The 21,972-nt window shown below is 67.0% G+C and carries 24 protein-coding genes; 6 read left to right on the plus strand and 18 right to left on the minus strand.

The genetic code is table 11. The annotated features are described in order from the left end of the window. Positions 1-59: 59 nt before the first annotated feature. The 4 genes from KY501_RS09570 to KY501_RS09585 form a co-directional block, all read right to left on the minus strand. A complete protein-coding gene (locus tag KY501_RS09570; protein ID WP_224362388.1) occupies positions 60-578 on the minus strand; it encodes a DUF2378 family protein in 519 nt (172 codons plus the stop codon). Positions 579-709: 131 nt separating this feature from the next. Then, a complete protein-coding gene (locus tag KY501_RS09575) occupies positions 710-1,882 on the minus strand; it encodes an ABC transporter permease (RefSeq protein ID WP_224362389.1) in 1,173 nt (390 codons plus the stop codon). Then, on the minus strand, positions 1,879-2,613 hold the full coding sequence (locus KY501_RS09580; protein WP_224362390.1) for an ABC transporter ATP-binding protein: 735 nt from the start codon (positions 2,611-2,613) through the stop codon (positions 1,879-1,881). Before KY501_RS09580 ends, KY501_RS09575 begins: the two co-directional genes overlap by 4 nt. A gap of 13 nt (positions 2,614-2,626) precedes the next feature. Next, positions 2,627-4,072, minus strand: a complete 1,446-nt coding sequence (locus tag KY501_RS09585) for an alpha/beta hydrolase (RefSeq protein WP_373691585.1) — start codon at positions 4,070-4,072, stop codon at positions 2,627-2,629. A gap of 153 nt (positions 4,073-4,225) precedes the next feature. Between KY501_RS09585 and KY501_RS09590 the strand changes: the two genes are divergently transcribed. From KY501_RS09590 to KY501_RS09605, 4 genes are all read left to right on the plus strand, one after another. Further along, positions 4,226-5,053, plus strand: coding sequence for an LEA/WHy family protein (locus tag KY501_RS09590; protein ID WP_224362392.1), 828 nt, complete (start codon positions 4,226-4,228; stop codon positions 5,051-5,053). Between the two features lie 106 nt (positions 5,054-5,159). Beyond that, positions 5,160-5,600, plus strand: coding sequence for a hypothetical protein (locus KY501_RS09595; RefSeq protein WP_224362393.1), 441 nt, complete (start codon positions 5,160-5,162; stop codon positions 5,598-5,600). Positions 5,601-5,605: 5 nt separating this feature from the next. Further along, positions 5,606-6,235: an EcsC family protein gene (locus tag KY501_RS09600; RefSeq protein ID WP_224362394.1), complete on the plus strand. Its 630-nt coding sequence runs from the start codon at positions 5,606-5,608 to the stop codon at positions 6,233-6,235. Positions 6,236-6,263: 28 nt separating this feature from the next. Further along, entirely contained in the window at positions 6,264-6,854 is a 591-nt protein-coding gene (locus KY501_RS09605; RefSeq protein WP_224362395.1) for a hypothetical protein, read from the plus strand. 14 nt (positions 6,855-6,868) lie between these two features. Here KY501_RS09605 and epsF read toward each other — a convergent pair whose 3' ends face one another. The 7 genes from epsF to KY501_RS09640 form a co-directional block, all read right to left on the minus strand. Then, entirely contained in the window at positions 6,869-8,479 is a 1,611-nt protein-coding gene (epsF, locus tag KY501_RS09610) for a response regulator EpsF (protein WP_224362396.1), read from the minus strand. A 129-nt stretch (positions 8,480-8,608) separates the two neighbouring features. Continuing rightward, complete coding sequence (locus KY501_RS09615) at positions 8,609-9,223, minus strand: HAD family hydrolase (protein WP_224362397.1); 615 nt, start codon at positions 9,221-9,223, stop codon at positions 8,609-8,611. A 4-nt stretch (positions 9,224-9,227) separates the two neighbouring features. Then, complete coding sequence (trxA, locus tag KY501_RS09620; protein WP_224362398.1) at positions 9,228-9,611, minus strand: thioredoxin; 384 nt, start codon at positions 9,609-9,611, stop codon at positions 9,228-9,230. A gap of 48 nt (positions 9,612-9,659) precedes the next feature. After that, complete coding sequence (locus KY501_RS09625) at positions 9,660-9,983, minus strand: FKBP-type peptidyl-prolyl cis-trans isomerase (RefSeq protein WP_224362399.1); 324 nt, start codon at positions 9,981-9,983, stop codon at positions 9,660-9,662. 142 nt (positions 9,984-10,125) lie between these two features. Next, positions 10,126-11,199, minus strand: coding sequence for a putative outer membrane beta-barrel protein (locus KY501_RS09630; protein WP_224362400.1), 1,074 nt, complete (start codon positions 11,197-11,199; stop codon positions 10,126-10,128). A gap of 189 nt (positions 11,200-11,388) precedes the next feature. Beyond that, entirely contained in the window at positions 11,389-13,281 is a 1,893-nt protein-coding gene (gene nadE, locus KY501_RS09635; RefSeq protein WP_224362401.1) for an NAD(+) synthase, read from the minus strand. Positions 13,282-13,362: 81 nt separating this feature from the next. Further along, entirely contained in the window at positions 13,363-14,019 is a 657-nt protein-coding gene (locus tag KY501_RS09640) for an LON peptidase substrate-binding domain-containing protein (protein ID WP_224362402.1), read from the minus strand. Positions 14,020-14,146: 127 nt separating this feature from the next. Here KY501_RS09640 and KY501_RS09645 point away from each other — a divergent pair, with 127 nt between their 5' ends. Next, positions 14,147-14,725, plus strand: coding sequence for a YqaA family protein (locus KY501_RS09645; RefSeq protein ID WP_224362403.1), 579 nt, complete (start codon positions 14,147-14,149; stop codon positions 14,723-14,725). Positions 14,726-14,750: 25 nt separating this feature from the next. On the opposite strand, the gene espC is transcribed toward KY501_RS09645, so the two are convergent. Continuing rightward, complete coding sequence (espC, locus tag KY501_RS09650; RefSeq protein WP_224362404.1) at positions 14,751-17,180, minus strand: serine histidine kinase EspC; 2,430 nt, start codon at positions 17,178-17,180, stop codon at positions 14,751-14,753. A 179-nt stretch (positions 17,181-17,359) separates the two neighbouring features. Here espC and KY501_RS09655 point away from each other — a divergent pair, with 179 nt between their 5' ends. Then, the gene (locus tag KY501_RS09655; protein WP_224362405.1) at positions 17,360-17,581 is read left to right on the plus strand and encodes a hypothetical protein; all 222 of its coding nucleotides are present in this window, start codon (positions 17,360-17,362) and stop codon (positions 17,579-17,581) included. 175 nt (positions 17,582-17,756) lie between these two features. Here KY501_RS09655 and KY501_RS09660 read toward each other — a convergent pair whose 3' ends face one another. From KY501_RS09660 to KY501_RS09685, 6 genes are all read right to left on the minus strand, one after another. Beyond that, positions 17,757-18,110 (minus strand): YciI family protein, encoded by a 354-nt coding sequence (locus KY501_RS09660; protein ID WP_224362406.1) that lies wholly within the window; start codon positions 18,108-18,110, stop codon positions 17,757-17,759. Positions 18,111-18,161: 51 nt separating this feature from the next. Next, positions 18,162-18,947 carry an AraC family transcriptional regulator gene (locus tag KY501_RS09665; protein ID WP_224362407.1) on the minus strand — a complete coding sequence of 262 codons (786 nt, stop codon included), beginning with the start codon at positions 18,945-18,947 and terminating at the stop codon, positions 18,162-18,164. Between the two features lie 73 nt (positions 18,948-19,020). After that, entirely contained in the window at positions 19,021-19,683 is a 663-nt protein-coding gene (locus KY501_RS09670; RefSeq protein ID WP_224362408.1) for an HAD family hydrolase, read from the minus strand. Between the two features lie 78 nt (positions 19,684-19,761). Then, entirely contained in the window at positions 19,762-20,334 is a 573-nt protein-coding gene (locus KY501_RS09675; RefSeq protein ID WP_224362409.1) for an ExbD/TolR family protein, read from the minus strand. Between the two features lie 37 nt (positions 20,335-20,371). Continuing rightward, positions 20,372-20,854, minus strand: coding sequence for an ExbD/TolR family protein (locus tag KY501_RS09680; protein ID WP_224362410.1), 483 nt, complete (start codon positions 20,852-20,854; stop codon positions 20,372-20,374). A 104-nt stretch (positions 20,855-20,958) separates the two neighbouring features. Continuing rightward, the gene (locus KY501_RS09685) at positions 20,959-21,699 is read right to left on the minus strand and encodes a MotA/TolQ/ExbB proton channel family protein (RefSeq protein WP_224362411.1); all 741 of its coding nucleotides are present in this window, start codon (positions 21,697-21,699) and stop codon (positions 20,959-20,961) included. Positions 21,700-21,972: the final 273 nt, after the last annotated feature.

Raw genomic sequence — 21,972 nt, forward strand, 5'->3', positions numbered from 1 at the left:
CCGCACGCCACGAAACCCGTGCATGGAGGATCGATCCCGGACAGAGCAGCCCCCAAGGACTACCAGGTGATGTGCAGATCGAAACTGATGGGCGCGCTCTGTGTCACGCGGACGTTCGGAGTGACGCGCGTCATCCGAAGGCCCTCCTCGAGCAGGCCTCGGAGGAAGAAGGGCGACAGGCCCACGCCCGTGCGGAACTCCATGCGGAACTGGCGCTCCGACACCTGCACGGCGTTCACGAGGATGGGAGAAGAGTCGAACCGCAGGTGCTCCGGGAACTTCTTGAGGAAGCGCGCGGGCCCCAGCAGCGGCAGGCTCACCGACACCACCCGGCCCAGCACCGTCTGCGAGAAGCCCTGCGCGAAGTGCTGGCCCAGCCGGCGCCGTCCCTCCTCCACCGTCATCCCCGGGTAGAAGTGGCGGCAGGCGAGATCCAGGCACTGGCGGAACAAGGCCAGCGGGTACTGCGGCAGCAGATCATCTCGATCGAACCCCGCTTCACGCATGTCCGCCTCAAAGGCCTCGTTGCGCGGCAACCCGTGCACGAACAGGCCTTCGAAGAGAATCGCGCGCGTCATGGGCTCGACCCCCAACGGGGGCGGAGTCAACGGGCTCGCTCTTTTCTGCATGGCCTGAAGACTCACACCAAATTGACTTGGAGTAAAAGTCCCGACCTGCAAAGACAACCCCTCACGTTGGAAGCAGCGCGTCACGAACGGCCGAAGATGATGCGCTCCTGGCTCAGCAGCCGCGTGGTGAGCATCAGGCACAAGGCCGCCGCCGCGATGCACCCCAGCGCTCCGAGGAGGAACGGCAGCGGGCCGACGGCCTGGCCTCGCATCACCTCACCCACCAGGAGTTGTTGGCTGAAGATGGGAATCACATACATCCAGGTCTGGCTCTGGATGGGAGAGACAGCCAGCAGCATGCCGGGCACCATGGGCAGGAGCAGCAGCAATTGGATGTATGTCTGTGCTTCCTTGAAGGAGCGCGCGTAGGTGGACACGAGCATCTGTCCGGCCGAGGCCACCAACGCGAGCGGCACCACGGTGGCGAGCATGCCGAGCACCGCCGTCACGTCGAAGCGCGCCTTCACGCCCAGGTCCTGAAGGGGTACGTGGCTGGCGGCCAGGAGGAAGGCCGTGAGGCACACGCCGATGGCCACCCATGCGAGCACCACGGTGGTGAGCCACTTGCCGACCACCACCGCGCCGCGGTGCACGGGATTGATGAGCAGGGGCTCGAGCGAACCGCGCTCCCGCTCTCCGGCCATGGCGTCGATGGCCACGTTCATCCCGCCCATGAAGGCGGCGAAGACGAGGAAGATGGGGATCATGTTGAGGATGTTGGCGGCCATGCGCTCGGGGGTGGCGAGATCCACCTCGTCCACGCGCACAGGCGTGGCCAGCTCGGGCGAGACGCCTCGGGCGAAGAGCCGCTGGGCTCCCAGCATGCCGGAGTAGCCCTGGAGCAGGGAGTTCAGGCGCTGGACGGTGGAGCGGGCCTGGTTGCGCGAGTTGTCCACCACCAGTTGCACCGAAGCGGTGTGCCCCGAGGTGAAGTCCTTGCCGTAGTCCTCGGGGATGATGAGCACGGCGTCCAGCTCGCCGGCCTGGATGAGCGCCTCGTAATCCGGGGGTGTGTCCTTGAGGATGGCGCCATGACGCTGAAGAAAGGACATGAGGCTGGGAGCGTGCTCGCGCCCGATAACAGAGATCTCCAGCAGCTTGCCTTCACGGAACCACGAGGCCATCAGCGTGAACATGACGGCGAAGATGACCGGGCCGATGAGCGGACCCGCGAGCGCGCTCATCACGGAGCGTCTGTCTCTCAGGTGGTCCTTCATCTCCTTGCGGAAGACGGTGGCGATGAGCCTCCTCATTGCATCAACCCCTGATCAGTGCCGATGACGGACACGAAGGCTTCCTCGAGGCTCTCCTTGCCGGTGCGAGTGCGCAGCTCGTCCGGGCTGCCCTCGGCCACGACGCGGCCTCGGGCGATGACGACGATGCGATCGCACAGCGCGGCCACCTCCTGCATGACGTGGCTGGAGAAGAGGACGCAGTGGCCCTGCTCCTTGAGGCGGCGAATGAGGGTGCGCACCGCACGGGTGCTCATGACGTCCAGCCCGTTGGTGGGCTCGTCGAGCAGCACGTTGCGCGGGTTGTGCACGAGGGCACGGGCCAGGGCCACCTTCATGCGCTCGCCCTGGCTGAAGCCTTCGGCGCGGCGGTTGGCGATGTCCTTCATGTCCAGCAGGGCGATCAGCTCGTCCACGCGCTTGTCGAGCGCCGCACCAGACAGACCGTGGAGTTCTCCGGCATAGCGGGCGTGCTCGCGGGCGGTGAGGCGGGGGTAGAGGCCACGAGCGTCCGGCAGCACACCAATGGCTCGGCGCACGTCCATGGGGCGCTCGGCGGCGTCGATGCCATCGACGAGAGCCGCGCCACGGTCTGGCTTGACGAGGGTGTAGAGCATCCGCAGCGTGGTCGTCTTGCCGGCGCCGTTGGGGCCGAGCAGCCCCGTGACGACGCCGTCCGCGGCGGCGAAGGACACATCCTCCACCGCCGTCACCGCACCGAAGCGCTTGTGAAGGTTGCGCACTTCAATCATCGAGTGCTCCCAATCAAGGTACCGGGCCCGCGAACGAGATGAAGAAGGGAGGGCGCGTCAGGTCCGTGCTGCACCCGGGCTTCAACCCTTCGAGACTCCCCTTCGTCACGAAGTCCGCCATCAACGCCTGCACACACCCCAGCACCATCGTGTTGTGCCCCACCCCGGGCACCACCACGTGCATGCTGTTCGACAGCGTCTTCTTCGCCTCTTCTCCCCACGAGGGCGGCGTCACCGGATCCAGCTCGCCGGACAGCAACAACGTGGGCACCGAGGACACCACCGGATTCCGATAGCCCTCCGGCACCGTGCCTCGCGGCCACACCTTGCACGGCTCCAGCATGTTGCGGACCATCTGCCCGCCGAACCACGTCCCCGCCGCCTCGCGGTCAATCGCCTCATCGGTGATGAAGGGCGCGTCCTCCGCGCACACCACCGAGAAGAACATCCCGTGGCTGATCGCGTCGCTCATCCCGCCCGACACCCCCTGGCTCAGCGCCACGAACGGTGTCCAATCCCCCTTTGTCGCCCGATCCAGCATCAGCGGCACCAGCGTCGCGATCTCCGGCATGTACAACTGCCCGAACACCATCTGCAGGAACGCGCTCCGAGACAGGGTGATCTCCTCCGGCACTCCCGTCAGCGGATGCTGCACGCTTACCTTCACCGGAGCCTTCCCCATCTGCTCCACCATCGCCTGCACCCGGGAACGCAGCTCGGGGAACGCCTTGGCACAGCTCGCGTCCTGCGCGCAGTGCTCGAACAGCATGTCCAACGCCCGCTGCCCATCCCGAGGCATGTCCAGCGGCAGGTACAACCCCATCGGCGCCACCCCATCCAACACCACCGTGCGCACGTGCTCCGGATGCTGTCTCAGGTACACCAGCGCCGCCCGCGTCCCGTAAGAGATGCCCCACAGGTTCAGCTTCTCGTAGCCCAGCGCCGCCCGGACCTCGTCCAGGTCATCCATCGCGATGGGCGTGGTGTACAGCCGTGGATCCGCGTCGTACCCCGCAAGGCACTTCTTGAAGACATCCTCCCGGTACGCGTCGTCGAACTTCGCCGCCAGCCCCTCGCCCACCAAATCCGGGTGGCACGCCAACGGGTTGGACGCCCCCGTCCCTCGCTGGTCCACCAGCACGATGTCCCGGTTCCGGTGCAGCCGATCCACCAACTTCAGGACCGGCACCTCCGTGGCCGCCTGCCCCGGCCCCCCCGCCAGCAACACCAGCGGATCCGGCTCGGCCGTGGCCGCCAGCGCCGGCACCACCACCACCCGCAGCGGCACCTTCCGCCCCTGCTTCGCCACCCGATCCTCGAAGACTTCGTATGTGCCGCAAAGAGTCTGGTACTCGATGCCCTCCACCCGGCACGAGCTCAGGTTCACTCGCCGTTCAGCCTGTTGCCCGCCGCTGCGGCTGCAAGCGCTGGCAAGCGCCACCCCCGCAATCAGCAGCACCGCGAGCCCCGAGCCCCTCTGCCCTCTCCGCACCTGGAGTGGATCCAGGTTGGAAGTATCTCCCGACACGCGCATCCTCCATGAGTCCCGAAACCCACCGGGACTTACCACCCCAGGCCGCTGACCGCACCTCGTGCTAAGCCCTTGCTCACCATGAAACGAACGAAACGAACGTTCCTTGTCCTCCTGGTCCTGTCGCTCGCCACCCTCACCGGCTGCGCCACGCTCAAGAAGCTCTTCAAGAAGCCGCGCGTCACCTTCAAGACGGCCCGCCTGTCCAACGCCTCGCTCTCGGATGCCACCGTGGACCTCGTCTACCAGGTGGAGAACCCCAACTCCTTCGGCCTGTCGCTCGCCAAGGTGGACTACGCCTTCTTCGTCGAGGGCAAGCAAGTTGTCGCCGGCAGCCCCAGCAAGGGCCTCCAGCTCAAGGCGAGGGACAGCAGCGAGCTCGTCTTCCCCGCCAACGTGAAGTTCGCGGACATCGTCCCCGTCGTGGAGACCTTCCTCACCAAGGACGCGGCCGCCTACAAGGCCCAGGGCAGCGTGGGCATCGACACTCCCATCGGCGTGCTCTCCTTCCCCCTCGAGACCGAGGGAACCTTCGAGATCCCCAAGCTTCCCAACGTCCAGTTCGAGGCGCCGCGCATCAGCAACATCTCCCTCACCAGCGCCACGGTGGAGTTCCCCCTCAACATCACCAACCGCAACAGCTTCCCGCTCCCCATCGCCGGGCTCGCGGGAGACCTCAAGGTGGCCGGCGCCAGCGTGGGCACCCTCTCCACCGGCAACCTGGGCGCGCTGGATGGCAAGGGCACCCGGCAGGTGACGCTCCCGCTGCAGATCAACTTCGCCCGCGCCGCCTCCGCCGCCACGGCGCTGCGCTCGGGCAACGCCCAGGTCACCTGGAACGCCCACGTCACCTCGGGCACCCAGAACCTGCCCATCAACATCGGCCAGCTGCTCAACTTCAAGCGCTGACCGCGCCCTTCGAGAACGGGTGCGCTTTACCCTCCGGCTCGCGCTCTGCCATGCTCGGGGCTTCCCCGAGCGATGTGGGGGCACGAGCCCCCGGAGGAACAACACGATGAAGCGGATGTGGGTGGTGAGCGGCCTGATGCTCGCGATGGTGGGCTGCTCTCGCATCGAGACCCGACCCGATCCCCAGGACGAGGACACCCTCTTTGGTTCCAACGTCCCGTTCATCAAGGCGCCCAAGGCAGATCGCTGCGCCGCCCACGGCAAGTCCTCGCTGCGCTCGTCCTGTGACGATGCCCGCTACCTGGGCACCGAGTACACCCGCCGGCTCTCCGTGGGGGACGAGGTGTGCCTCGACGGCGGCTACGGCGATGAGCCAGGGCCCGCGTGCAAGGCCCGCGCGGCCGTCATCGACACCGGCCCCAACGGGGTGAAGCTGGAGATCCGCGGCGCCAAGCCGGACTCGCGCTGGTTCAAGTCCGAGATGCGACACGCCTGGTATGAGGAGGGCGCCCTGGTGGACCTCTACCTCGCCGAGCGGGGTTATTAAGAGACATGGCCTTCTACGACTCCTTCGTCGCGCGCCTCCAGGCGCTCAAGCCCCCGTCCCCCGCCGATTTGAAGAAGCTGGCGGGTGCCAAGCTCTCCGACCTGGTGCTGCAGGAGATCGCCCGCTCGCGCGTGCGAGTCGCTGACCTGGAGAAGCGCTTCCCCTCGGCCCAACCGAAGGAGCTGGCCCAGCACCTCATCGAGGGAAAGAAGGCCCTGGCCGGCATGGCGGGCGGGGTGAGCGGCGTGTTCGGTCTCATCTCCGTGCCCGCGGACATGGTCTTCATGTCGTGGCTGCAGATCATCCTCCTGGTGGATCTGGCCACGCTCTACAAGGTGAACCTCAAGAGCGATCGGGCGCGGGGCGAGCTGTTGGATCTGTTCGGCTACGCCAATGGCCTGGGGCCCCTGCAGCGCTCGAGTCCCAAGGTGCTCGGCGGGCTGGCCGCGAAGCTGCTGGTCAAGGGTGGGTTGCCCACGCTGGGCCGGGCCATGCCGCTGGTGGCTGCCCCCATCACCGCCTACCTGAACAACCAGCACGTCCAGGCCGTGGGAGATCAAGCCGTGCGCTTCTACGAAGGCTTCGACAAGGCTCATGCCAAGGCCCGGGGCGCGCGTGCCAAAAAGACCGGCTAAGACTTCGTCCCGGGGCCGCAAATCTCAGGTGAAGCCTACGCCTGAGCTCGAGCTCTCCACCCACCCGGAGGCCCTGTTCACCCCTGGCCTCAAGGCAACCCAGTTCACGCTCCTGGGCGTGCGAATCGGCGACCCGGCGAGCCGAATCCCGCTCGACACCATGAAGAATGCCGGCACGCTCCATATGCCACCGGGTGTCGTCGAGTCTCGCGGGGAGCGGCCCACCACCTTTATCTTCGAGGATGGGCGGAAGGTCGAGCGCACCTTCGAGCAGACCCTCCAGCTTGCGCTGACCGCCGCCGAGGGCGGCTCAGTGCTGTGCAAGCCAGGAGCCCGGTTCTTGACGAGGCGCGCCATCGTCGAGGGCTTCTTGCTCGAGGAGGCCTTGCTTCGCCCCTACCAGTCCCTCCGCCTCGAGGAGTTCCCACTCCGCTTCGGGAAGGTGAGCCGCATCGACGAGAACTGGGCGATGGGAGATCTCATGGGGAGCCATTACGTCTACACACCGCGACAGATGATCATCTACTGGAACGCCGACGATCAGAAGATCACCGAGATCGGCCTGGGTCCCGCCCTCATCAAGCACCGCAACGAGTTCAGGCGCTACGAGAGGCGATGAGCTCCTGCTCGTCGCTAGCCGCCGCGGGCCTCGCCTGAGCGCTCCGGCTGCCCGTGGAGAGCCGCGTGCGCCAGTTGCCTCGGGAGCACCACGTGGAAGGTGCTGCCCTCGCCCGGATGGCCGCTCGACTCCGCCCAGATGCGCCCGCCATGGCGCTCGACAATTCCACGGGTGATGGTCAACCCCAGCCCCAAGCCTCCATATGAGATGCCGTGCGCCCGGCCGAACCGCTCGAAGATGTGGCGGAGCTTCTCGGGCGGAATGCCCAGCCCGTGATCCCTGACGGTGAAGTGGATGCGCTCCCCCTCCTCTCGGGCCTCCACGACGATGGCTCCGCCGTCCGGTGAGTAGCGCAGAGCATTGGAGAGCAGGTTCGTGAACACCTGATCCAGTCGCTCCCGGTCCCCGGACAGCACCAGCCCCTCGGGAACCTTCAGCTGGATGCGCCGCTCCTCCTGGAAGGGCTGGAGGTGCTCGACCACCTCGGAGATCAGCTCACCCAGGTCCACCCGGCTCGGCTCCAGATACATCTCTCCCCGTTGGAGCTTGCTCACGTCCAGCAGGTTCTCCACCAGCTTCGCCATCCGGTCCACGCTGCGAGCCAGCCCATGGAGCGCTCGCTCCACCCCGCCGTTCATGCCGTCTCCGCCCCGCTGCCGCACCAGATAGACGAAGCTGCGCGCCGCCTGCAGGGGCGTGCGCAGCTCGTGCGCGGCCATGGTGAGGAAGACGTCCTTGGCCTCGCCCGCCGCGCGTAGCGCCTCGATGGCTCGCCGGCTGTCGTCAATGTCCGTGGCGGTGACGATCCACCCGGTGAGCACGCCGGGCTCCTCCAACTCCGGGAGCATGCGGCCCAGGAACCACCGGTAGGCACCGTCCCGGTTGCGCCGCAGCCGGTACTCCACCTCCGTGGGCTGCCCCGTCCGGTGCGCGCGGTTCCGCGCGTCGCGCGCCCGCTCCAAGTCCTCGGGGTGAAAGACGCCGTCGATCATGTCCCACTGCCGGCCCTGCTCGGGGCTGAGGCCCGCGTACTCCAGCCAGCACCGGTTGGTGTAGGTGATGGCCCCGTCCGGAAGCATGGCCCAGACGAACAGCGGCAGCGCGTCCACCAGCGTGCGGAAGCGCAGCTCGCTCTGGCGGGCGAGCATCCGGCGCTCCAACTGCCAGAGCGCGGACTCCTGCCGGTGGAGCCGCTGCTGCTGGAGGTACAGCGCCACGAAGACCTCCACCTTCCAGCGCAGCACATCCGGATTGAAGGGCTTCACCACGTAGTCCGCCGCGCCGTGCTCGTAGCCGTGGACCAGGTCCGCCTCCTCGCGGCTGTGGGCGGTGAGGAAGATGATGGGCGTGTAGCGGGAGCGCTGCCGCTGGCGGATCAGCCGGGCCGTCTCGAAGCCATCCATGTCCGGCATCTGCACATCCAGCAGGATGACGGCGAAGTCCTCGCGCAGCAGGTGACGCAGCGCTTCCTGTCCCGAGGAGGCCTGGACGAGCCGCTGACCGAGCGGTTCCAGGATGGCCTCCAGCGCGAGCAGGTTCGACGGGTGGTCGTCCACCAGCAGGATGCGGGTGGTGAGCGGTTCGGCTTGGGGAGTGAACTGGGGCATGGTGAAGCTGCCTTCCATGGCCATCCGCCTCCTGCTGTCCGGTGATGCGAGGTCTGCCTTGAGGTCCAACTGGGTAACGCTGGGCAACGTGTGGATTTCCCCAGGCCCCCTGCCTGTCTCGCAGGCGGACGTCGAAGATGCCGCCCGTCACACCTCGCTGGGAGCAGCGAGGTGGGCCATCAGTTCGCTCAGCCGCTCGATGCGCGCGTCTCCGTCCAACCCCAGTCCCACGAAGCGCACCCCCGCCGCGCCCGCCGCACCCCGGTCATAGCGCGAATCCCCCACCATCAGCGCCTCGCCAGCCGCCGCGCGCACCCGCTCCAACGCGTAGAGTACCAGATCCGGCGCGGGCTTCGAGTGGGGCACGAGATCCGAGCACGCCACGCACTCGAAGCAGTCCGACAGGCGCGCAGACTCCAGCAGTGTAGCGGCCAGCGGCGACGCCGTGTTCGTCACCACCGCCCGCCGCAGGCCTCGCGCGCCCAGGGACTCCAACAGCGGCCGCGCCTCCGGGTTCACCCAGACGTGCTCCGCATAGCGAGGGAACTGCTCGAAGTAGAAGCGATCCAGCTCGTCGGGCGTACAGCGCAGCCCGAAGACGCGCACGTCCGCATCCGTGCCCTGGCCGAAGGTGGGACGGAACTCCTCTCGCGTCACGGGGCTGCCGCGGAAGTGCTCTCCCGCGGCGGCCACCACGTGCGCCCACGCTTCCTCGCTCTTGAGGAGGACGCCGTCCATGTCGAAGAGGACCGCGCTCAGCACGCGATCAGGCCTTGGGAGGCTCCTGCGCCGCGCGCTTGGCCTCCACCTCTCGGCGCACCTCGTCCATGTCCAGCGCGCGCACCTTGGAGATCAGATCCTCCAGCACCGCGGCCGGCAGGGCGCCCGCCTGCTCGAACAGCAGGATGCCGTCCCGGAACACCATCAGCGTGGGGATGGAGCGGATCTCGAACGCGCCGGACAGCTCCTGCTGATCGTCCGTGTCGATCTTCCCGAAGGTGATGTCCGCGTGCTTCGCGGAGACCTGCTCGTAGATGGGGGCAAATGCCCGGCACGGCCCGCACCACGAGGCCCACCAGTCGAGCAGGACGATGCCCTGCTTGCCCACCGTATCCTTGAAGTTGTCCTTGCTGATTTCCATCGTCGCCATGTTGGCCTCGCTCTCGGAGCGGCCCGAAACTCCGGGCCGACACCACTGCTACTTCACTTCCAGCAGCTCCACCTCGAAGACGAGCGTGGAGTTGGGGGGAATGACCGGCGGGAAGCCGCGCGACCCATAGCCCATCTCCGGGGGGATGGTGAGCTTGCGCAGCCCTCCCACCTTCATGCCCGCCACGCCCTTGTCCCACCCCTGGATGACCTGCCCGGCCCCGAGCCGGAAGGAGAAGCCCTCTTTCCGATCCCGGCTGCTGTCGAACTTCGAGCCGTTGGTGAGCGTGCCCACGTAGTGCACCGTCACCGTCTTGCCAGCCGTCGCCTCGGCGCCGGTGCCCACCTTCAAGTCATCCACCTGCAAGCTCATTCACGGGCCTCCTGGGAAATAGGGAACAAAGCCCACCTTAACGCGCCCTGGGGGCGCGCGCTGCTTTAGATAAAGAACGGCGCGGCACCCTGTTGACTTTGGGGATGCCGCGCCGCGTGGACATGTCCTGAGTCGAACCTGGTTAGAACGTACCGCCGATGTTCAGGGTACCGGAGTAACGGCCGTTCTCGTTCAGGCCCGCATCGACACCCGTGGCGAAGTTCTGGTCGAACAGGAAGTTGTAGTTCGCCCGGAGATCCGCGGTGAAGTCACCGATGTGGGTGCGCAGACCGGCGCCCACCGGCACGTTGCCCACCATGTCGTCATCGAAGCCCGCCGCAGCGCCACGGAAGTTGTAGTCGCTGAAGCCAATGCCACCCAGCACGTACGGCTGCACCGGAGCGGCACCCAGGCCGAACGTCAGAGCTGCCTGGCCACCGTTGCGAACCAGGTCGGGGCCACTGGTCGCGCCACCGCCGATGGCGGTATCCAGGTTGTTCACGGCGCCGCTGTAGCCCAGCTCGATGCCAAACACCTTGGAGGGCTTGATGGCCGCCGTCACGCCGTAGGCAGGACCCGGGTTGATCTCAGGAGCCAGAGCGCCGGTGTAACCCTCCACACCGCCGCCCACCATCACGGTAAGGCCGCGCATGTTCGCCTTGGACTCCTTCTTCACGTTCTTGTCGCTCTCGGTGATCGGAGTGAAGGCACCGGTGGCCGGCTCCGGGTTCACCACCACGGTGGTGGAGGACGGCGGAGCCACCTCGGGCTGCGGTGTCACCTCAGGCTGACGCAGAGGCTCGGTCTGGTAGCCGCTACCGCCCGAACCGATGCTGGAGCTGCCCAGGTCAGGGGTCAGATTGCTCTGATCGATGGAGCCGCTACCGCCCGTGCCGCTCTTCACCGGCTGGCAGCGCAGGAGCATGTCGCTGCTGGACTGACCGGCCGTACCACTCCCGCCGAGCCCCTGGTCGACCTTGGACTTCTCGTCGACGGTCAGGCTCTTGTCCATCCCGGCCTGTCCGCTGCCGCCGATGGACTCATCCACGGGCTGGGTCTCGATGACGGCCTGGCGCTGATCGCCAACCGCCTGCGAGTCCAAGCTCGCCTGCGTGTCATTCATCTTGCTTCCCGGTGGGCAGTCCTTGTCGTTCGCAAGAGCCACGCCGCCGTAGAGGAGCGCCGCGACAGCGCCCACGAGAATCTTCGTCTTCATCCAAACCCTCCGTTGTCGGTTGACCGACATGAAGGTTGTCGCCGCCAGGACATCCGGCAAGGACCGGTCCAGCGATCAGGGGGCGCCAGAGCCCCCGCGCGGGGAGCAGCCAGCCATGCAGCTTCGTGGAAACACGCGCTTGTGAAGCTGCTTCGGGGCTTGCCGTTTCGAGCCGGCGGAATGGATGCGTTACGCCTTCTTCGTCCACTCGGAGCCGGTGACCACGGGCAGTTGCAGGGCGCGCTCGCGATCCAGGTCCAGGTTGCCGATGTGCAGAGACAGCGGCGACTGGACCCACTTGTAGATGGACTGGAGGAAGAGCCGGACGAACTTCTCCACGTAGCCCTGGAGCCGCGCGGGTTCGACTTCGGGGAACATCGCGGTGAGGGCCTGCACCAGCTCGGCGGGCACCAGCTTCTCTCCGGCGAAGAGGTAGAAGCACGCGTCCAGGATGGGGAAGGGCATCAGCTCTTCCTCACCCACCTGGTTGTGCGCCAGCTCCGGACCCGCGGGCTTGGCCAGCACCTTCTTGATGCCCTCGGAGCCCGTCTTCTCCTGAAGGTAGTCCAGCAGGTACATGACCACCGTCTTGGGCACGTTGGCGATCACGGCCAGCGCGCCCATCAGGTCTCCACCGATGGTGGTGTAGCCCACCGCCTTCTCGCTCATGTTCCCCGTCTGGAGGAACAGGCCACCGCACGAGTTGGACCAGTTCCACATGCGCTGGGCGCGCAAGCGGGCCTGGATGTTCTGCTCGGTGATGGGAGTGACAGCCTGATCCCCCAACATCTGCTTCACCACGTTGAGCTCGCGATCGAAGGCCTCCTCGATGGGGACGACCTGGAACGGGACACCCAGCTCGCGGGTGATGGTCTCCGCGGCCTCGCGGGTGGCATCGCTGGAGTAGCGGCTGGGCATGTAGAAGGCCCGCAGCAATGAGCCCGGGTTGTCCGGGCGCGCCCGCTTCGCGTACCGGTGGGCGATCAGCAGCGTCAGCAGCGAGTCCCGCCCACCTGACAGGGCGATGCCGATGACCTTGAAGGCACGCGTCTTCTCGAAGTAGTCGCCCACGCCCTGCGCCAGCGCGTCCAGCAGGTCCTCGCACAGGGCCTCGCGGGCGGGGCGGCGCTGATCCGGGCCGGGCAGGAAGAAGCTGCGGTGCGGAGGCACGGGGTAGGTGAGCTTCTCGCGCCGGCTCTTGAAGACGCCCGTGCAGTCCAGCGTGGGAACCAGCGCGCCGCCGCGGCCCAGCCACGCCTGCCGGTCATCGCGCCAGGTGGTGTTCTCCGAGCGCAGGCGCATGGTGCGATCCAGATCCACCACCGCCGTGGCGTAGCCCTCCTGGAAGCGAGGCGTCTCCTGGATGTGGCGGCCGTTCTGGTTCAGGAAGCCGCCGCCGTCGAAGATGATGCCGTCATTGCTGCCCAGCGCGTTCGCGTAGGCGATGGTGCATTGGTGGTCCGCGGCGCGCGTGGCGAGCAATTCCCGGCGCGTGTCCACGAAGCCCAGGCGGAAGGGCGAGGCGGACAGGTTGACCACCAGTTCCCCGCCCGAGTACGTGCGCCGCCGCTGGGGCCCGTCCGCGCTCCAGATGTCCTCACAGACCTCGGGGGCCAGCACGCCGAAGTCGAAGCGGAACAGATAGTCGCCCAGCGGCACGCCGCGGTGGACCTCGGCCATTCCCGGGTAGCCGCGCGACCAGGTGCGACCCTCGTAGAAGATGTTGTAGGTGGGCAGCTTCTCCTTGGGCACCAGCCCCAGCACCTTGCCGCTGGCCACGATGGCCGCGCAGTTGAGCCGCAGGCCTTGATGCGCCACCGCCACGCCCAGGGCGAAGACGGTGGGCAGCGCCGCTGTCTCGTGCGTGAAGCGCTCCAGCTCCGGCCACTGGTGCTCGATGAAGCCCTGCCACTGGATGAGGTCCTCGGCCGGGTAGCCGCCGATCAGCTGCTCCTGGAACAGCCCCACGGTGACGTCCTCGGCCGCCATCTTCTTCGCCAGCGTGAGCGCCCGATCCACGTTGCGCGAGAAGGCGCCCACCGTGGTGTTGATGCTGGCGATCCCAACCTTGACGAGCCGCATTCGTGCAAGTCCCCTTCGAGGATGTCCGCCCTCAGCAGACGCCCGGAGGGACACGGACGCAAGTCCTTCGCAGGGGGCAGCTCAGTTCAGCAGGCCTGGAGGCCGCAGGGGCTGAAGCCGGCCGATGAGTTCCCCTACTTCTTCAATCACCGACAGGAGCCGCTGGCGCACGTTCAACTCGAGCAACATCTGCTGGCGCCGTTCGGGCTCGGGAATGATGGCCGCGGCCACCACGTCCGCCAGCGTGCCTCCCGTAGCCTTGGCCACCGCGGGCAGCAGCCCCTCGGAGAACGAGGGCGGCACCCGGCCCGCCAGCTCCAGTACGGCCTGCCGGAGCTGCTCTTCCTCCGGGCCATGGTACGGGCCGTCCGGTAGCAGTTCGACCCGCGCCTCACGGTACAGGTGCTCTGCGGGCAGCTCGCTGAGCAGGCGTGCGCGACACACACCCTGGAGGAGGATGTTGTAGCGGCCGTCCTCGAGTTCCTCCTCCCAGGCAATGAGGCCCACGCACATCATCCGTTGCATTGTGGGCCGGCCCGCGTAGTGAGACTCCCAGCCGGGCTCGAGCTGCGCGAGCGCCATGATCCGATCCCCGGAGAGCGCGTCCCGCACGAGCTGCCGATACCGGGGCTCGAAGATATGGAGGGGCATGACGGCGTGGGGCAGGAGCACCGCCGAAGGCAGTGGGAAGACCTTCAGTGCCTCTGCGGACTGCATGATGCGTTCCTGGACCGTCATGAGTTCACCCTCACCGTTCCTTTGTTCATAAGTATGGGTTGCTCCGGTCGCATCCCAATCAAGCGGGCGCTCCCCGCCACGTATGGCGGTGGAAACCGGCCATGGTTCCGCTAGGGTGCGCCACCACATGTCGGACATGTCCCCAGCCCCTGCCGTGACCCCTGCTCCCGCCGAGAAACTCTCCTGGTACCGCCGGTTGTACCTGCGGGTGGAGGCGCTGTCCGCCTCGAAGCATGCCCTGTCGGCCATGCTGCTCGTCTCGGTGATCGACGGTTCGCTCTTCCCCATCCCACCCTTCGCGCTGCTGGTGCCCATGGTGGTGGCCCAGCCGAAGAAGTGGGTGCGGTACGCGGTGCTGGGTACGGTGGCCAGCCTCTTCGGAGGGCTGATCGGCTACTGGCTGGGCACTCTCATCCACCAGGGCGCCGTCAGCTGGCTGGACATCGACCTGAACGTGCGAGTGCAGCGCTTCGGCATCGACGCCACGCTGAGCGAGCTGCTGGGGCAGAACTTCTGGGTGCTGTCGCTGCTGTGCTCCATCCTCCCCACGCCGTTCAAGGTGGTGGCCATCGGCAGCGGCATTGTGTCGGTGCCGCTGGACCGCTTCTTCCTGGCGGCCGTCATCGGGCGCACGGTGCGCTTCTTCGCGGTGGCCGGGGTGATGCGCTTCGTGGGGCCCACCGCGCGCAAGTGGCTGCGCGTCTGACGGAGCCCACGGGCGCTCGCCGCGCTCAGGAGCTGGTGTGGGCCAGCGAGGGTGCCACCGCCGCGGCAATGGCGGAGCGCAGCTGCTCCGGAGGCACGGGCTTCTCCAACACCCGGTTGCGCACCGTCCTGACGAAGTGGGTGGCCGCCGGTGTGTAGGCCCCTCCGGACATGAACACCAACCGCTCGGCCAGATCGGGGGCCTGCTCCAAGAGCTGCTCGTACAGGTCCATCCCCGTCGTCCCGGGCATCTGCAAGTCACACACGACGACGTCGATGCGCTGCCCGGAGGCCACCATCTCGAGCGCCTCGCGGCCACCCGTGGCGATGACCACCTCGTAGGCCGGCTCGAGCAGCAGCCGCATGGACTGGGCCAGGCGCGGCTCGTCGTCCACGATGAGGACACGCCCTCGGCGTGACAGGGTGTGGGGGTTCGATGAGGGATCCTCGGCCAGGGAACGGGGGGCTTCGCGAATGGCCCCCTCGGGCGCGGCAGGGAGCAGGACGGTGAAGACGGAGCCATTGCCGGGTTCGCTGCTCACGAGAATCTCCCCTCCGTGGACACGGACGATCTGCTGGCAGATGGAGAGCCCCAGGCCGGTACCCTCCTCGAAGGACTTGGTGGTGAAGAAGGGCTCGAAGATGTGCGGGAGCACCTCCGGGTGGATGCCGCGTCCCGTGTCCCACACCTCGATCTGGGCCCGGCCATCCGGCGCCGTGCAGGTGTGGATGCGCACCATGTGCTCCTCGGGCTCGCCCTCGGGGATGGCCTGCACCGCGTTCACGAGGAGGTTGAGCAGCACCTGCCCCAGGCGCGCCTCGCTCGCCAGCACCAGGGGAATGGACTCGTAGTCCTCCACCAGGCGCGCCCGGTTGCGCAGCACGTGCCGCACCATCCGGAGCGCAGGCGTGGCCACCTCGCGCAGATCCACGGGCTGGCGGTCCTGCGCGCCCTCGCGGCTGAACATCCGGAGGTCCTGGACGATGAGCCGGATGCGCTCGGCGCCCTCCTGGGCCTCGCGGAGCTGCGTGAGCGCGTCCGTCACGCTTCCCCTGCCGCGGAGCAGGCTGCGCACCGCGCCGCCCAGATTCAGCTCCAGGTAGGCCAGTGGGTTCTGGATCTCATGGCCCACTCCGGCGGCAAGCGTGCCGACAGCAGCCACCCGCTCGGCGGCCATGAGGCGGGCGCGCAGCTCCTGCGTGGCCGTGACATCCCGATAGGTGAACACCAGGTGCGTCACTCCGCCCTGCGGATCACGCACGGCGGACAGCTGCATCTCGCTGTGCAACCGCGAGCCATTCCTGTGCCTCAGCGACACCTGGCCCTGGAAGGGCTCCGCGCCGTGCAGGGCCGCGTCCAGCCGCTGGCGCGTCTCCGGATCCATCTCTCCCGCGAGCTCCACGGGAGAGCACCCCATCAGCTCCACGAGCCCGATGCCCACCATCGAGCGGAAGGCCTCGTTGGCGAAGACCACCTTGGGGCCCGAGGGAGACAACGAGCTGATGACCACGCCCTCGCTCACACCCCTCATGGCGGTGGCCAGCAGTTCCACACGCTTCGTGGCGTCCCGGCGTCCGGCGCTGGCCGCCGCGAGCAGTAAACACGTGGTGGCGCCCACACCGATGAAGAGCTGCCAGAGCAGCAGGGTTTGCGCGATGTACTGCGACTCGGACTCGAGCTGCGGGTGCCCCAGCCGAGCCATGGCTCCCCAGAGGGAGAACACGGTGAGGAAGAGGGTGACGAGCGCCACGCCACGAGGCCCGAAGCGCAGCGCCGCCCACGTGGCCAGGGGGAAGAAGAAGAAAGTGCCGATGTACCAGGAGAACGGCCCCACCAGCGCCGCCGTGAAGAGTCCCAGGCAAACCAGCAGCGTGCAGCCCGCCAGCGCCAGCGCCTCCACCCGCCGCTCCACGGGCCGCGGCGGCCAGATGAGCAGCAGCACGGGCGTTACCACCACAACGCCCATGGCATCCCCGCCCCACCACACCCACACACCCTTCACGAAATCCTTCCAGGGGAGGATTCCCATGGAGGCCAGGCTGGAGCTGCCGATGAGAGCGCTCACCAGAGAGCACCCTGCAGCCGCCCCGAGGATCAGCGAAACGACGTCCTGGACACGCTCCAGCGTCCTCGAGAAGCCCAGCCGCTTCAGCAGCCACGCCCCGAGCACCGCCTCCAGGGTGGTGCCCACGCTCACCTCCAGGCTGGCGAGCAGCGGTGCATGCCAGAGCAGGGTTGCCAGGAAGGAGCCCAGGAAGACGCCGGGCCAGCGCCGCACTCCGAACCAGAGCAGGCCGGCGAGCGCGAGGCCTGAAGCGGGCCACACCGGGCTGACACTCTTGTGAAACAGGGAGAAGGCCAGGCCCACCTTCGCCGCCACCATATAAGCGGCAGCGAGCGCGAGCATCGTGAAGATGCCGCGCACGTCGTACGCCCGATCGATGCGTTCACGCATCCAGATGGTGCTTCCCCCCGAAGCTCCCCCGCACGAGCGGGGCGAGTTGTTGAGGATGCATCGAACCCATGCAGTGGGTCAAGGTAACCCCCTCTCCTTCCTGGCAACCGACTCACCCGGCCCGGGGGCAATGGGCGTGCGGCGGCTCCGTAGAGAGAGGCAAGGAGGAAGCGAAGACGATGTCGAGATCCGGTACCGCCGCCTTGTTGTCGTTCGTCATCCCCGGTGTGGGTCAGATCTACAACGGGGACATCCTGCGCGGGGTCTTCTGGCTGATCATCACGCCGGGCTTCTGGATTGGCACCGGCGGCCTGCTGGGCTGGGTGTGCCACATCATCGCCGCGGCGACCGCGCACAACCGCGCCGAGGACAAGGAACGGGCTCGCCTGCCTGCCTACTGAGCAGTTGGCCTACCCTCTCCGCCTGAGTTTTCACCCGCGCCCGTGAAGGAGGACCCTCCGGGCGCGGGCAACACCAACCTGTATGCTTGTCGGACAGGTTCGGTCCAACCCCGCCGACAGTGGGGCACCCTCCGCCAGGCATGGCGCCAGCGCCGCAGTTGTCCGGAATCGCACGTCAGGGGCTGCGTGGAGCAGCCGGTGGCGGGGCCGGTGGGGATGCCCAAGGACGGACCTCGATGCTGGCACCGTAACGGACGCCAGGGTGCACCTGTGCCACTGCCACCGCTTCGTCGAGGTTCCTCGCTGCGAGGAAGAGGAGCGCGGTGATCACGTCGGTCCTGGAGGCAGGAGACGGTCCGCTCCGATAGCTCTCGGGAGCCAGGATGTGCGGGGCGAGCTTGTGGCCCGCGGAGTTGTGGACCTGGGCCCAGGCACGCGTCTCCTCGGAGCGGCTCTTGAGCTCGGCTTCGGTGAGTTCCCTGGCACCTTGCCGGAAGATGATCACGAATGGCTTGAGTGGGTTGTCCATGCGCCCACTCTGTTCCTCGGCCAGCTCGGCGACTTGTAATTTCTCGGCGTCTCAGCCGGCGATGGAGCCCGCGAAGAACGGCCCCGGTGCAAGCCCGGCGAAGCGCTTGAAATCCCGGATGAAGTGCGGCTGATCGCAGTATCCCGCCGCGTGCGCGATCGTCGTGAGGTCGGCGCCCGCCTCGCGGAGCCGGAGCACGTTCTGCAAGCGGACGAGAGAAGCGAACTTCCTCGGTGAGGCCCCCACCTGCCGCCGAAAGCGCCGCTCGAGCGCGCTCTGGCTCAAGCCGATCCGCCGGACGAGCTCCTCGATGCGCATCATCGCCTGCGTCCGCTCGATCAACTCCACGGCGGAGTCCACGAGCGGATCCGGCTGGGCCCCGCTCACCTGTGCGAGCAGGAACTCCTCCACGAACCGGATGCGCTGTCCGTGGTTCGCGGCCCCGGCCAGCTCCTCCTGGAGGCGGTCCAGTCCTGCCGAGCGTCCAAGCACGGCCTCGAGATCCTCGGTGGCGTTGGCGAACTCCTCGAGCGGCGGACGGAGCAGCGCTGCCGCCCCGGTGGGAGTGAACGCGACGATGAACACAGCATGGTCCCCACTGTGCTCGTGCGTGCGAAGTGTGTCCCAGAGTCCGGTGATCGCGGCGCGTGGGGCTGGAGCGCTGTCATACAGGCGGCAATCACCCCGGAAGCGGAAAGCGGCGACGAGGCCCGGCGCAGGCAGGTGCGCATCGCTGTGCGCGGCCGTGGACTCGACGATGAGGAACCTTTTGACGAAAGGCCTCAATGCCTCACAAGGCGTCTGGACCAGGACCTGGGTGTCATCGATCACGGACATGGCGAGCTTCGACCCGAGTCTACCCGGGCTGCCCGGTCGAACCCATGCCCATCGCCGAGCGAGAACTCCGCCCTCAGGCCACCTGGGCCGAGCGCAGCACCGTGATCAGCTCCTCCGCGGAGGTGGCCAGTGCCCGCGCGCCCGCGGCTCGCAGCTCCTCGACTCCCCGAAAGCCCCAGGTGACGCCCACACCATACATGCCGGCATTGCGAGAGGTGTTCATGTCCACGGATGTGTCCCCCACGAAGGCGCACTCACGAGGTGCCACGCCCAGCTCCGAAGCCAACGCCAGCGCTGCCGTCGGGTCCGGCTTGCGAGGCACGCCCTGCCGCTCTCCATAGATGGCCGCGAAGGGCACTCCGGGCAGCAGCCCCTCCACGAGCTGCCGGGTGAAGGCATCCGCCTTGTTGCTCAACACCGCCAGCCGCACCTCGTCCGCGGCGAGCTGGGCGAGCACGCCGGGGATGCCCGGAAACAGCCGGGTCTGATCAAAGAGATGCTCCGCATAGTAAGCGCGGTAGGTCGCCAGGATGGAGGCATGCAGGTCCTCCCGGTCCGAGGGCGTCGCCTTGCGCACCAGGGTCATCACCCCTTCGCCCACGTAATGGCGGTAGTCGTCCACCGGGTGGGTCGGGAGTCCATGCTGGACGAGCGAGTGGTTCATCGACGCGGCAATGTCCGCGAGCGAGTCCACCAGCGTCCCGTCGAGATCAAAGATGGCGGCTCGCAGGTGCATACGCCCCCTCAAGCACGAACGCCCCGGCCAGACAAGGCCGAGGCGCTCGAACGACTGCGGAAGCTTCGAAAGAGAGGGCTACTCGGCCTTGGCGACCGGGTTGTCTCCGCCCTTGGTGAGCACCGCGAAGTTGATGTTCCCGTAGCCCGCGGTGGCGCAGCTGAACATCACCCGCTTGATGATCCGGAACTCCACCTCCTTGTGGGCCTGGATGTTCACGTCGCCCTTGAAGGTGTTGCCCTCGCCGCCGCCCGCCATGGCGTGCAGGTCCTCGAACTGCTTCTTCATGTCGCGCAGCTTCTCTTCCAGCGCGGGGATGTTGAGGTACTCGTCCTTCACGAGATCCTCCACCCGGCCCACGATGGTGCCCGAGATGGACACCTGCTCGTTGGACACCATCACCACCGGGTTCATCTCCACTTCCTTGACGTTGACGGCGTCGGGCAGCTGGATGTCCTTGGTCATCATCAGCACCTCGCCCGTCGCGGAGAAGTTCGCGATGAGGAAGAGCACGATGATGACGAACATGTCCACCAGCGGGGTGATGAGCAGGTCCGCGTAGGTGCCCTTCTTGCCGTGGTGGCCGTGCCCGAACACCTTCGAGTGCTCGAGCCGCTTGCCGTACCGCTTACCGGGAGCCTTGATGGCCATGACTTGCGTTGACCTCGAATCCTTGCGTGAGCGGCAATCAGCCCGCAGCCATCACCGACACTTGCGGCAGCTGGTTGCCCAGGCACTCGTCGATGATGCGAACCAGAACGTCGTAGCGAACCTTGTCATCCGTCTGCAGCGTGATGGCCGACTGGTCCGGGAACTGCTCTTTGATTTGCTTGAGGCGCTCGGTCAGCTTGGCCAGGTCGAGCTTCCCCTTGTCATTCCGCGACAGGGGGATGGGCTCGAAGGAGCTCTGATCAGCGGTGAGCACCAGCTGCTCCGGAGTGATGGCCAGCGTGAGCTGCACCGTCTTGGTCTGCTCCGGAGGCGTGTCCTCCGCCGAGGGACCTCCTGCTTGCGACACCTGGAGACGGCCAATCTGCGTCCACACGGCCGTCATGATCAGGAAGCTGATGGTCACCGCCATCAGGTCGATGAAGGGGACCAGGTTGATCGCGGCGTCGAGCGGCTTCTTGCCACCCTTGCCACCTGTCCCCAGGTCCATTCCGCCGGCCATGCCAACCTCCGCTCTGCGCTACGACAACGATGAAGAAAGAAAGACGACGGGCGCGGCCTGCCGTCCAAGATTCCAGACAACGGACCTGCGCCCGGGTTCCCGGACTACTCCTCGCCGTGCCCGGAGGGCGCGGGGATGTTCAGGTTCTTGAACTTGTCGCGGTTGGTGACGATGAGGTTGAGCACCGACACGCTCGTCTCGTTGATGTCGTTGATGAGGCCCTGGGTGCGGCCCATCAGGATGGAGAAGGCGATCAGCGCCGGGATGGCCGTCACCAGACCGAAGGCGGTGCAGTTCATGGCTTCCGAGATACCGTTCGCCAGAATCGTCGCCTTGTCGGCCGGGTTCACGTTGGCCACTGCTTCGAAGCAGGAGATCAGACCGGACACCGTTCCGAGCAGACCGGCGAGCATCGCCGCGTTGCCGAGCATGGCGAGGTAACCGGTGCGCGCCTCCATCTTCGGCGTCTCGCGCAGGCTGGCCTCGTCCAGAGCGGCCTGGACCTCGTCCTGGCCCTTGGGGACGTTCATCAGGCCCGCCTTGATGACGGCGGTCAGCGGGGTGTTCTTCTGGCCGGCCACATAGTTGATGGCCTTGTCCAGATCACCCGCGTAGATGTGCTTCTTCAGGCCGCGCAGGAAGCCCTCCTTGTTGATGGAGGACTTCACGAACAGGACGATGGTGCGCTCCACGATGATGGCCAGAGCGATGACCGCGCACAGGGCGATGGGGTACATACCCGCCTGGCCTGCTTCCCAGCGGCGAGCGACCTCTTCGAAGAAGCCGCGCTGCGCGCCGCCTTCCGAAGCCAGCACGGACAGACTCGAAACAAACCCCAGATTCATCGCTTGTTGCCTCCGGATAGGCGGCCCTGGTTTTGCGGGCCTTCCGCGTCTGACATCTTCTCTCAGAAGAGGTTCCCCCCGAGGAAGAAATCAGTCTTGGATGTTGAAAACGTGGGGCCGACTTTAGGAACGGCTCCCCCGGAGTGTCAAGGCAACCACCCGGCGTTAGCTATTGAAATCTCACGGGAAATTTGCGTGCGGCGGAGGGCTTGACGCTCCGGAGCGGGGGCATGGGAGCACCAGATGTGGTGCCTGGTCGGGTGCTTGGGTCCC

The organism is Hyalangium versicolor (assembly GCF_020103695.1).
Classification (GTDB): Bacteria; Myxococcota; Myxococcia; order Myxococcales; family Myxococcaceae; genus Hyalangium; species Hyalangium versicolor.